Below are 11583 nucleotides of genomic sequence, written 5' to 3' on the forward strand. Positions count from 1 at the left end.
ATCACATAATATAGTATTGAAGAACGGAACCTAACACTATATATTGTGGTCGAGTCCAAAAATAAGAAAATTATATTTCACTATTTTAAGGCAATTTCACACAGAATTTGCAAGATGAACAGATTGGTTAGGGGTTTAACCAATATGTTCTGTATAGTTGAGAAATCGTGTTCAAAGTTGTGATGACAAGTCATGTCTAAGCAAATAGAAATATGAGTAATTGTACTTATTTGGACAAGAGTATTGTGAAGGAATACTCGGTTAACTGATTACCAACACAATATGTAGTGGCAGGGAGCAATGCATTTAACATATCGAAATAAACTAAAACATGCAGCAGTCACAACTTCTTTTTAGAAACAGCAATACCAGTACGGCAGCCTGGCATGTTTTTTAATTATGAATAATATGTGCATGACGCTATGTGACGATTAAGCGCGTTCTTTGTAAGAAAGCGGGTGATTCAATGAAGGTAGTATATTTTTCATTTACTGGTAACGTGAGACGATTTGTTGCAAGAACTGAATTTGAGGACACTTTAGAGATTACAAATGATAACTGCGCGGATGTGCGCTTGGATGAGCCTTATGTATTGGTCACTAGTACAATCGGCTTTGGAGAAGTGCCAGATGTTGTCAAAACATTTTTAAGTCATAACGGAAACATGATCAGAGCAGTGGTCGGCAGTGGTAACCGTAACTGGGGTCAAAACTTTGCGAAAGCCAGCGAGACCATTTCTCGAGAATATCTCGTTCCGCTATTAATGAAATTTGAAGTACAAGGTACAAAGAAAGACGTAGAAGAGTTTAAAGATAAGGTGGGGCATTTATATGAAGACTATGAACGAAAAGCAATACAATCATATTGAGTTAAATAATGAGGTTACAAAGCGTAAAGAAAATGGTTTCTTCAGCTTAGAAAAAGACCAAGAAGCGCTAGAAGTTTATTTAGAAGAAATCAAAGATCATACGATTTATTTCGATTCAGAAATCGAACGTTTGCACTATCTTGTAGATAATGATTTCTATGTAGATGTATTCCAAACATATAGTGAAGAAGACTTAAAAGAAATTACTGAATATGCACGCAGTATTCCATTTACATTTGCGAGCTATATGTCAGCAAGTAAATTCTTTAAAGATTATGCATTAAAAACAAACGATAAAAAACAATATTTAGAAGACTATACACAACACGTGACTATTGTCGCACTTTATTTAGCAGATGGTGACAAAGCGCAAGCAAAACAATTTATTTCATCTATGATTGAACAACGTTACCAACCTGCAACACCAACATTCTTAAACGCAGGCCGTGCCCGTAGAGGTGAGCTTGTATCATGTTTCTTATTAGAAGTAGATGACAGCTTAAACTCTATCAACTTTATTGATTCAACAGCGAAACAATTAAGTAAAATCGGCGGCGGTGTCGCAATCAACTTATCTAAACTTCGTGCACGTGGTGAAGCAATCAAAGGAATCAAAGGTGTCGCAAAAGGTGTCTTACCTGTAGCAAAATCACTTGAAGGCGGCTTCAGCTACGCAGACCAATTAGGTCAAAGACCAGGTGCTGGTGCTGTTTACCTAAACATCTTCCACTATGATGTTGAAGAATTCTTAGATACGAAAAAAGTAAACGCAGATGAAGACCTTCGTCTAGCAACAATTTCTACAGGTTTAATCGTACCTGCTAAATTCTTTGAACTTGCAAAAGAAGGTAAAGACTTCTACATGTTCGCACCACACACAGTTTACAATGAATACGGTGTAACATTAGATGATATCGATCTTGATAAATACTATGATGAAATGGTCGAAAATCCGAATGTCTTAAAACGTAAAAAAGATGCACGTGAAATGTTAAATACAATTGCTCAAACACAATTACAATCAGGTTATCCTTATTTAATGTTTAAAGATAACGCAAACAAAGTACATGCCAACTCAAACATTGGACAAATCAAAATGAGTAACTTATGTACTGAAATCTTCCAATTACAAGAAACATCTATTATCAATGACTATGGTGTGGAAGATGAAATCAAACGTGACATTTCATGTAACTTAGGTTCGTTGAACATTGTCAATGTGATGGAATCAGGTAAATTCAGAGATTCTGTACACACAGGTATGGATGCTTTAACAGTTGTAAGTGACGAAGCAAACATCCAAAACGCACCAGGTGTACGTAAAGCAAACAGTGAATTGCACTCTGTTGGTTTAGGTGTTATGAACTTGCATGGTTACCTTGCGAAGAACCAAATCGGTTATGAATCTGAAGAAGCAAAAGACTTCGCAAATGTGTTCTTTATGATGATGAACTATTACTCAATCGAGCGTTCAATGCAAATTGCGAAAGAACGCGGCGAAGCTTATAAAGAATTCGAGAAATCAGATTATGCGAGCGGTAAATACTTTGAAAAGTATACAGAAGCGGATATCGTGCCTGAATACGAAAAAGTTAAACCTTTATTTGAAGGTTTAGAAATCCCTACTGCAGAAGATTGGAAAGCTTTAGCAGAAGATGTTAAGCAATATGGTTTATATCATGCTTATCGTCTTGCGATTGCGCCAACACAAAGTATTTCTTACGTGCAAAACGCAACAAGTTCAGTAATGCCGATTGTTGACCAAATCGAACGTCGTACGTATGGCAACGCAGAAACATTCTATCCAATGCCATTCTTATCACCACAAACAATGTGGTACTACAAATCAGCATTCAATACAGATCAAATGCGTTTAATTGATTTAGTAGCAACAATCCAACAACACGTTGACCAAGGTATCTCAACAATCCTTTACGTTAACTCAGAAATCTCTACACGTGAATTAGCACGTTTATATGTCTATGCACATCATAAAGGTCTAAAATCACTTTATTATACACGTAACAAATTATTAAGCGTAGAAGAATGTACAAGCTGCGCAATCTAATGAAGCCTATCAAGGAACAATCTTAACGAGGTTGTTCCTCTAATCATATAAATTTTTTAAACGGAATTTGAACGAGTAAAATTAAAAATCAAGAATGGGGAAATGCACTTTGATGATTGCTGTCAATTGGAACACGCAAGAAGATATGACAAACATGTTTTGGCGACAAAACATCTCCCAAATGTGGGTAGAAACTGAATTTAAAGTTTCTAAAGATATTGCGAGTTGGAAAACATTAACACCAGAAGAACAAGATACATTTAAGAAGGCACTTGCAGGTTTAACAGGTTTAGATACACATCAAGCTGATGACGGCATGCCTTTAGTCATGATGCATACAAAAGATTTACGTAAAAAAGCTGTCTACTCATTTATGGGTATGATGGAACAAATCCATGCGAAAAGTTATTCTCACATTTTCACAACATTATTACCATCTAGTGAGACAAACTATCTTTTAGATACATGGGTACTTGAAGAACCACATTTAAAATTCAAATCAGATAAAATTGTGGGTAACTATCATAAATTATGGAGAAAAGATGCATCAGTATATGACCAATATATGGCACGTGTATCTAGTGTGTTCTTAGAAACATTCTTATTCTATTCTGGATTCTACTATCCACTTTATCTTGCTGGACAAGGTCGTATGACAACATCTGGTGAAATCATCCGTAAGATTTTATTAGATGAGTCTATCCACGGTGTGTTCACTGGTTTAGATGCGCAACACATGCGTAATGAACTTTCAGAAAATGAAAAACAACGTGCAGATCAAGAAATGTATAAACTATTAGATGAGTTATACAAAAACGAAGTTTCTTATACACATTCACTATATGACCAAATTGGTTTAACTGATGATGTATTGAACTATGTACGTTATAACGGAAACAAAGCATTATCGAACTTAGGTTTTGAACCTTATTTCGAAGAACGCGAATTCAACCCAATTATCGAAAACGCATTAGATACGTCAACGAAAAACCATGACTTCTTCTCAGTTAAAGGTGACGGTTATACGTTAGCGTTAAACGTAGAAGCATTACGTGATGAAGACTTTATTTTTGATGATGAAAAATAAATAATATCATTTTGAAGAGCATTGATTCTGACTGTGAAAACAGTTTGAAGTCATTGCTCTTTTTTGATTTAAAAAAATATAATTGAAAATAAAATATGTTGAAGTAAAAGAGTTAATCGAAATAAAGAGAGAAAAAATACATTCTATCTCAGGGAATAGCCTATATTTGTAAAAGAATTTTCCTGAAAATGTTTGAAAAGCATTGATAAAACGGGAGAAACTGATATGATAGAAAGTAAGTGAAAATGATTATCAGTTACAGTTAATCATTAATTGTTTTTAGAGGGGATAGGAGTTTCAAATGATTAAACAACTCATGCGCTTTCCAGTTTTATTAATTCTTTTTATATTTTTGACTATCCTTTCATTGTTTGTGGGCGTTAGTCAGCTTTCTATTACACAAATTTTTCATTTAACCGCAGATCAGCAAAATATACTTGTTTCGAGCCGTATTCCAAGAACAGTCAGTATTATCATTTCAGGCAGTTCTTTAGCACTGGCTGGACTGATTATGCAACAGATGATGCAAAACAAGTTCGTCAGTCCGACAACTGCAGGGACGATGGAGTGGGCGAAACTAGGGATCCTCATCTCATTAATCTTCTTTCCGCAAGCGCATATTTTAATTAAGCTGTTATTCGCTATGGTACTTAGTATCGGCGGAACATTCTTCTTTATGAAATTGATTCAAATTATACGCTTTAAAGATGTTATATTCGTGCCGTTACTCGGTATTATGATTGGCGGTATTATATCTAGTTTAACAACGTTTGTGGCATTAAGGACGAATGCACTGCAAAGTATTGGGAACTGGTTGAACGGTAACTTTGCGATTATCACAAGCGGTCGATATGAAGTCTTATATTTAAGCATCCCATTGCTTATTGTTACGTATATTTTTGCCAACTATTTCACTATTGCTGGTATGGGTAAAGACTTCAGCCATAACTTAGGAGTCAACTACGATCGAATTATGATGTTCGGCTTAACGATTACCGCAACAATGACCGCATTAGTCGTTGTGACAGTTGGTACTTTACCGTTCTTAGGCTTAATTGTGCCGAATATTGTGTCTATCTATAGAGGAGACCATTTAAAAAATGCCTTGCCGCACACTGCTGTCTTAGGTGCGATTTTTGTGTTGGTGTCCGACATCTTAGGACGTGTGATTGTTTATCCATATGAAATCAATATCGGATTGACTATCGGTGTCTTCGGGACATTAATTTTCTTAGTAATGTTATTTAAAGGGAATCGCAACTATGAGTCATAAACAAAGTAATATCAGATTATTTATATTATTGGGTGTAGTTGTGGTAACGGGTATTTTATATCTCTTGTTAGGCATTGACTTTGATATCTTTGCGTATCAGATACAAAGTCGAATCAGGAAACTGATTTTAATGATTTTAGTCGGTGCAGCGATTGGTACCTCTGTCATTATATTCCAAGCGATTACAGTCAACCGATTATTAACACCGTCTATGATGGGATTAGATGCGGTCTATATGTTTGTCAAAGTTGTCTTAGTCTTTATCTTTGGTATTCAATCAATGGCAGTGACAAATATTTATCTCAACTTTGCGTTAACATTAGTCGCAATGATTATATTCGCACTTATTCTATTCCAGGGTGTTTTTAAATACGGTAACTTCTCAGTGTACTTTATCTTATTAATCGGTGTGATTTTAGGTACATTCTTTAGAAGTATCACTGGCTTTATCGAACTCGTAATCAACCCTGAAGATTTCTTAGCTGTACAAAGTTCAATGTTTGCGAACTTTAATGCATCGAACTCAAAATTAGTTGCCATCAGCAGCATTGTCTTAGTTATTCTAATTTTAATTACAATTAAAATCTTGCCTTATTTAGACGTATTACTATTAGGGAAAGCACAGGCATTGAACTTAGGTGTCAACTATACACGAATGACACGTTTATTAATGATTATGGTCGCGTTATTAACTTCAATCGCTACAGCGCTTGTTGGTCCGACTACATTCTTAGGGTTATTAACTGTGAACATTGCGCATGAAGTCATGAAAACATATGAACATAAATACTTATTACCTGCGACAATATTTTTAAGCTGGATCAGCTTATTTACTGCAGAATGGATTGTAGAACATTTATTTGAAGCCACGACAGAAGTAAGTATCCTCATCAACTTAATCGGAGGAAGTTACTTCGTATACTTATTGATTAAAAGGAGAAATTCATGATGATACAAGTTCAAGATTTAAATAAAACGATTCATGATAAACCGATTCTTAAAGATATTAACGTAGAAATTCGTAAAGGACGTTTGACGTCATTAATAGGTCCAAACGGCGCAGGTAAAAGTACCTTATTATCTGCGGTCAGCCGTTTAATGGATATAGATACAGGTTCTATAGAACTTGAACACGAAGGTATTGGCGCATTTACAAGTAATGAAATTGCGAAGAAGCTTTCAGTTTTAAAACAAACGAATCATACGGAACTAAATATTACAGTCGAACAATTAGTCGCATTCGGTCGCTTCCCATACTCTAAAGGCCGATTAGACGATACAGATAAAGAAAAAATCAATGAAGCTTTAGATTTACTCCAACTACAAGAAATCAGAGATCGTAATCTTAAAACACTTTCAGGTGGTCAACGTCAACGTGCTTATATTGCGATGACAATCGCACAAGATACAGAATGTATCTTATTAGACGAACCGCTGAATAATCTAGACATGAAATATTCAGTAGAAATTATGAAAACATTGAGAAAGCTAACACGAGAACATGGCAAAACAATTGTAATTGTATTACACGATATCAACTTTGCGTCTAGTTATTCAGATGATGTAATTGCGATGAAAGATGGCGAAATCGTCAAAGCGAGTGAACGAGACGAAGTTATTCAACCAAGCATCTTAAGACATCTTTATGACATGGATGTCGATATCGAATGCATCAGAGGCCAAAGAATTTGCCTATATTATAGTTAAGCACTGACCATTTGAAAGGGGTGATGCCGATTTTTTACGGCATATCAAGACGGGGGTCTAACACATTTCAGGAGGATAAAGAAAAATGAAGAAATTAGGCTTATTTATTTTAGTTAGTATTATGTTTTTACTTGCTGCGTGTGGTAATGGCAGTGATTCAAAAGAAAGTTCAGAAAAAGGTTCATCAGATAAAAAGACAGTTAAAATTGAAAATAATTACCAATTAAGAAGTGAAGATCCTAAAGGCGGCGACGAAAAAGGGGTTAAAAATGAAGTTGAAGTACCAGTGAACCCTAAAAATGCTGTCGTTTTAGACTATGGTGCATTAGATACACTTAAAGCTATGGGTGTCGCAGATAAAGTTAAAGCAGTACCTAAAGGTGAAGGCAACAGCACATTACCAGACTTCTTAAAAGAATTTAAAGATGACAAATACATCAACACAGGTTCATTAAAAGAAGTGAACTTCGATAAAATTGCGCAAGCTAAACCAGAAGTTATCTTCATTTCATCACGTACAGCTAACCAAAAGAATTTAGATGAATTCAAAAAAGCAGCACCAGACGCTAAAGTTGTTTATGTAGGTGCTGATGATAAAGACTATGTCAATTCAGTGAAGAAAAATGCTGAAAACTTAGGTAAAATTTACGACAAAGAAGATAAAGCGAAGTCATTAAATAAAGAATTAGACAAAAAAATCGCTGACATGAAAGATAAAACAAAAGATTTTGATAAAAAAGTAATGTACTTATTAGTAAACGAAGGTGAATTATCTACTTTCGGTCCTAAAGAACGTTTCGGCAGCTTAGTTTATAACACATTAGGCTTTAAACCAGCTGACAGCAAAATCAAAGGCAGCTCACATGGTCAAAACGTAACAAACGAATACATCAATGAGAAAAATCCAGATGTGATTTTAGCAATGGACCGTGGTCAAGCTATCGGTAGTAAATCAACTGCGAAACAAGTCTTAGGAAACGATGTAATTAAGAATGTTAAAGCAGTTAAAGACGATGAAATTTATGAACTTGATCCGAAATTATGGTACTTTGCTTCAGGTTCAACAACTACAACAATGAAACAAATTGACGAATTAAAAGAGGTTGTTAAATAATAATTACCGTTTTTAATAGGGGGAAGATGGTAATTAAAAAAACCGAGTCGGAATGCAATATATTTCCGGCTCGGTTTTATTTAGTTTAAATTGTCATTAATTTGTATACTGTTACTTTAAACGTCAAAGTATAAAGGATAATGTGCAGCGCATCTTGGATTGAATTGCGCACCACAGTGCGGACAATGGTCTATTTCCATATATTCCTTGATTGACAATGTGGTGTCACATACACCACATAAAATCGCATGTTCATCGAATTCTGATTTTGACCATGGCACAGGTACATGATCTTCTGATTCATTATGGCAATGAATACATGCATAGAATTTATTACAGCATTTGAATTTAATGGCGATAACATCAACAGGTGTATGGTAATGCGTACAACGCGTCTCATTGTCTAGACCGATACCATGAACGGTATGATGTTTATTATTCATCTTCTGGATGATCACCAATAACACGTACTTCTGGATGCAATTCGACATCAAATTTTTCTTTAACGACTTGTTGTACATGGTGAATCAAGTCTTCATAATCTGTCGCAGTACCGTTATCAACATTGACCATAAATCCAGCATGTTTCGTTGAAACTTCAACACCGCCGATACGGTGGCCTTGTAAGTCAGAGTCTTGAATTAATTTACCCGCAAAGTGGCCTGGTGGTCTTTGGAAAACACTGCCGCATGAAGGATATTCAAGAGGTTGTTTAGACTCACGACGTTCTGTTAGGTCGTCCATAACGGCTTGGATTTCATCTTGTTTGCCAGGTGTTAAGTTAAATGCAGCTTCTAGCACAACCAAGTGTTGTTTTTGAACAATACTGCTTCGGTAGCCAAGTTCTAATTCATCACGTGTAAGTTGTACAAGTTCACCGCGTTCATTGACACATACCGCGTAATCAATACAATCACGGACTTCGCCGCCATAAGCACCGGCATTCATAAAGACAGCACCGCCAATTGATCCTGGGATACCGCAAGCAAACTCTAAGCCAGTTAAAGATTCATCACGTGCAGTACGGGAGACATCAATAATCGCTGCACCGCTTCCTGCAATTATGACATTATCTTCAACTTTAATATAATCCATAGACAATAGGCTCAATACAATCCCGCGAATACCGCCTTCACGAATAATAATATTAGAGCCGTTGCCTAAATAAGTGACAGGAATGTTGTTGATTCTAGCAATGTGATTGATGGCTTGAACTTCTTCAAAAGTTGTCGGACTGAGATAGAAGTCAGCATTTCCTCCTGTTTGCGTATAAGTATAGCGTTTTAATGGTTCATCAACTTTAATAATTTCTTCTGGCAGAACTTTTTTCAGTTCTGTAAGAATGTCATCTTTGTGCAACGATAGAACTCCCTTTCAATTATTTTCACTTTCTTATTATAGCAATGAAACAGGCTTTTTGTGAAATACAATCCGCTTAATTCAACCCGTATCTTCGTGACAACTTTTCAAACAAAGCTGTTTTACCTGTTTCATAGTCACGAATAGTCTCTGATTTAGCATGTAAAGCTTGTTTTGCTTCTGCAAATTCTGCTTGTAACTCAGAATTATGGGTTAAAGCCTCTTGCATCGTTAAATAGTGGTCATATTGATCAGATTCAATTTGTAATATGTGCAGACGAACGATTTGTTTAAGTTCTTTCATATTATTGAATTGCGCCATTACTACTTTTTTCTTATAACGGTGGTGCAAGCGATAGAAACCGGCATAATTTAATCGTTTTTCATCTAAAGCTGTAATATCATGTAAATTAGTAACGCCGACTAATAAATCTAAAATCGGTTCTGTTGGATAATTAAAATGTGCAGTACCGCCGATGTGATGGACTGTCTTAACAGGTGTATTAAGTAGACCGAGTAATAAGTCGCTTAACTCTTGAAATTGATTTTGATAATTTTGAAGCGCTTGCCTATCTTTGATTAAGGGCTGCGTTTTAGAATACATATTCAACCGTCCTTTGTAAAAGTTCTAAAAGTATTATATTATGAATTCTGACATACTCAAACATTAATCATGCAAACTATACAGATAAAAAGACAGGAGTGGACAATGTGAAAAAATGGCTTCTCGCAATAACGATTGTTTGTCTAACGCTGTCTCTTGCGGCATGCAATAGTAAAACACAGTCAGATTTAAATCACTTTGAAAAAGCGAAGCATGAAGTGGATAAAGAAGAGAAACATGTTAAACAAGTCATGGATGATATTCATTTAAATCGTTTAAGTGAATTAAGCAAATCAGATTTAACAGATAGAAACAAAACAGACTTTCAACAAATGGAGAAAGATATCGATAAGAAATTAATGCCGGCCTTTAAATCTTATAAAAAAGCCGCAAAACAGCTTCCTGCAGAAACTAAAAAGGTGAAACAATTACGTCACACGTATTTGCATGAGGTAGACCAACAAGAAAAAGCATTAAAAGATATTCGCAGCTTCGTACATTTATGTAATCAATCCATCAAAGCGAATGAAGATATTTTAAATTACACGAGATTATTTGAGAAGAATCGTGCACTTTTAGAGAAGCAAGTAACAGAAGCACGTCAAAATGGTGAAACTGAGAGTATAGATAAATTTACAAGTAAATTAAAACATCATAATAAGGAGTTGCAGAAGATTGCGAAGAAATATTTAGATGCTGACAATCCTCAAAACACTAAAACAGTCATCAAAGAAAAAATTCAACCTTTAATCAGCAAACAAATTGAAGAGTTGAATCAAGCAAGTGTATCAGAAGAAAAGACTGCAAAAGCGCATCAGACCGCAATCGAAATGTATTATAGTCTGCAAAATTATTACGAGACACGACAAAGAACCATTGACATCAGCCGTAAATTGGAGCAATATGATATGAATAAAACTCCTTTAACAGGGAATGAATTAGATAAGTACCACCATCAATTCCGTAATGATTTCAAGGGCTTAAAGAACGATGTACATCAGAATGATTGAAAAAAGCAAGAAAAATATTAGTATTTTGGTTAACATTGAAATATAAAGTGTGTATAATTAGACACATTGAAATAGGAAATGGAATGAATGGGACTATCACTTTAGGTGATAAATATTTTTAGAGGTGAATAGAATGGCTACAAAGCTGACTTCAATTGACCAGTTTAAACAAGTAATTAACGACAACAAATATGTATTTATTATGAAACACAGTAACACTTGCCCAATTTCAGCAAATGCTTACGATCAGTTCAATAAATTCTTATATGAACGTGATATCGATGGGTATTATTTAATTGTGCAAGAACAAAGAGATGTATCTGATTATATTGCAGAACAAACTGGCGTGAAGCATGAATCGCCACAAGCTTTTTATTTTGTTGATGGTGAAGTTAAATGGCATGCAAGTCATGATGACATTAATGTGACTTCACTTGCACAAGCTGAAGAGTAAACTTGCTTGTCAGGGGACACAAGCACTAATAACGTAAAG

General features: G+C 35.2%; 12 protein-coding genes. 9 read left to right on the plus strand and 3 right to left on the minus strand.

Annotated elements, in window-relative coordinates; genetic code table 11:
* Positions 1-466 precede the first annotated feature (466 nt).
* The 7 genes from nrdI (at position 467) to HMPREF2846_RS05235 (ending at position 8117) form a co-directional block, all read left to right on the plus strand.
* Entirely contained in the window at positions 467-868 is a 402-nt protein-coding gene (gene nrdI / locus HMPREF2846_RS05205) for a class Ib ribonucleoside-diphosphate reductase assembly flavoprotein NrdI (protein ID WP_023015387.1), read from the plus strand.
* Positions 831-2936 carry a class 1b ribonucleoside-diphosphate reductase subunit alpha gene (nrdE, locus tag HMPREF2846_RS05210; RefSeq protein WP_023015386.1) on the plus strand — a complete coding sequence of 702 codons (2106 nt, stop codon included), beginning with the start codon at positions 831-833 and terminating at the stop codon, positions 2934-2936. The genes nrdI and nrdE overlap by 38 nt, the downstream gene beginning before the upstream one ends.
* A 112-nt stretch (positions 2937-3048) precedes the next feature.
* The gene (nrdF, locus tag HMPREF2846_RS05215; RefSeq protein ID WP_002481524.1) at positions 3049-4023 is read left to right on the plus strand and encodes a class 1b ribonucleoside-diphosphate reductase subunit beta; all 975 of its coding nucleotides are present in this window, start codon (positions 3049-3051) and stop codon (positions 4021-4023) included.
* Positions 4024-4339: 316 nt separating this feature from the next.
* Entirely contained in the window at positions 4340-5296 is a 957-nt protein-coding gene (locus tag HMPREF2846_RS05220; protein ID WP_176745471.1) for an ABC transporter permease, read from the plus strand.
* Positions 5286-6245: an iron chelate uptake ABC transporter family permease subunit gene (locus tag HMPREF2846_RS05225; protein ID WP_070626001.1), complete on the plus strand. Its 960-nt coding sequence runs from the start codon at positions 5286-5288 to the stop codon at positions 6243-6245. The genes HMPREF2846_RS05220 and HMPREF2846_RS05225 overlap by 11 nt, the downstream gene beginning before the upstream one ends.
* Positions 6245-7003: an iron ABC transporter ATP-binding protein gene (locus tag HMPREF2846_RS05230; RefSeq protein WP_002481527.1), complete on the plus strand. Its 759-nt coding sequence runs from the start codon at positions 6245-6247 to the stop codon at positions 7001-7003. The genes HMPREF2846_RS05225 and HMPREF2846_RS05230 overlap by 1 nt, the downstream gene beginning before the upstream one ends.
* A gap of 85 nt (positions 7004-7088) precedes the next feature.
* The gene (locus HMPREF2846_RS05235; RefSeq protein ID WP_002481528.1) at positions 7089-8117 is read left to right on the plus strand and encodes a ferrated catecholamine ABC transporter substrate-binding lipoprotein SstD; all 1029 of its coding nucleotides are present in this window, start codon (positions 7089-7091) and stop codon (positions 8115-8117) included.
* A 116-nt stretch (positions 8118-8233) separates the two neighbouring features.
* On the opposite strand, the gene HMPREF2846_RS05240 is transcribed toward HMPREF2846_RS05235, so the two are convergent.
* The 3 genes from HMPREF2846_RS05240 to HMPREF2846_RS05250 form a co-directional block, all read right to left on the minus strand.
* Entirely contained in the window at positions 8234-8560 is a 327-nt protein-coding gene (locus HMPREF2846_RS05240) for a CHY zinc finger protein (protein WP_070626002.1), read from the minus strand.
* Positions 8553-9476 (minus strand): UDP-N-acetylmuramate dehydrogenase, encoded by a 924-nt coding sequence (gene murB / locus HMPREF2846_RS05245; protein ID WP_023015383.1) that lies wholly within the window; start codon positions 9474-9476, stop codon positions 8553-8555. Before murB ends, HMPREF2846_RS05240 begins: the two co-directional genes overlap by 8 nt.
* A gap of 76 nt (positions 9477-9552) precedes the next feature.
* Complete coding sequence (locus tag HMPREF2846_RS05250; protein ID WP_060804125.1) at positions 9553-10080, minus strand: GrpB family protein; 528 nt, start codon at positions 10078-10080, stop codon at positions 9553-9555.
* A gap of 107 nt (positions 10081-10187) precedes the next feature.
* Here HMPREF2846_RS05250 and HMPREF2846_RS05255 point away from each other — a divergent pair, with 107 nt between their 5' ends.
* Complete coding sequence (locus HMPREF2846_RS05255) at positions 10188-11090, plus strand: EMYY motif lipoprotein (protein ID WP_002481531.1); 903 nt, start codon at positions 10188-10190, stop codon at positions 11088-11090.
* A 133-nt stretch (positions 11091-11223) separates the two neighbouring features.
* Positions 11224-11544 (plus strand): bacillithiol system redox-active protein YtxJ, encoded by a 321-nt coding sequence (gene ytxJ / locus HMPREF2846_RS05260; protein WP_002481532.1) that lies wholly within the window; start codon positions 11224-11226, stop codon positions 11542-11544.
* Positions 11545-11583 lie beyond the last annotated feature (39 nt).

The sequence above is a fragment of the Staphylococcus sp. HMSC056G08 genome (assembly GCF_001812305.1).
In the GTDB taxonomy this organism is placed as follows: Bacteria; Bacillota; Bacilli; order Staphylococcales; family Staphylococcaceae; genus Staphylococcus; species Staphylococcus simulans.

What these genes read in the sequence shown, in the direction of transcription:
- nrdI (WP_023015387.1), top strand. Translation starts at nt 467, where the DNA reads ATGAAGGTAGTATATTTTTCATTTACTGGTAACGTGAGACGATTTGTT.
- nrdE (WP_023015386.1), top strand. Translation starts at nt 831, where the DNA reads ATGAAGACTATGAACGAAAAGCAATACAATCATATTGAGTTAAATAAT.
- nrdF (WP_002481524.1), top strand. Translation starts at nt 3,049, where the DNA reads ATGATTGCTGTCAATTGGAACACGCAAGAAGATATGACAAACATGTTT.
- HMPREF2846_RS05220 (WP_176745471.1), top strand. Translation starts at nt 4,340, where the DNA reads ATGCGCTTTCCAGTTTTATTAATTCTTTTTATATTTTTGACTATCCTT.
- HMPREF2846_RS05225 (WP_070626001.1), top strand. Translation starts at nt 5,286, where the DNA reads ATGAGTCATAAACAAAGTAATATCAGATTATTTATATTATTGGGTGTA.
- HMPREF2846_RS05230 (WP_002481527.1), top strand. Translation starts at nt 6,245, where the DNA reads ATGATACAAGTTCAAGATTTAAATAAAACGATTCATGATAAACCGATT.
- HMPREF2846_RS05235 (WP_002481528.1), top strand. Translation starts at nt 7,089, where the DNA reads ATGAAGAAATTAGGCTTATTTATTTTAGTTAGTATTATGTTTTTACTT.
- HMPREF2846_RS05240 (WP_070626002.1), bottom strand. Translation starts at nt 8,560, where the DNA reads ATGAATAATAAACATCATACCGTTCATGGTATCGGTCTAGACAATGAG.
- HMPREF2846_RS05250 (WP_060804125.1), bottom strand. Translation starts at nt 10,080, where the DNA reads ATGTATTCTAAAACGCAGCCCTTAATCAAAGATAGGCAAGCGCTTCAA.
- ytxJ (WP_002481532.1), top strand. Translation starts at nt 11,224, where the DNA reads ATGGCTACAAAGCTGACTTCAATTGACCAGTTTAAACAAGTAATTAAC.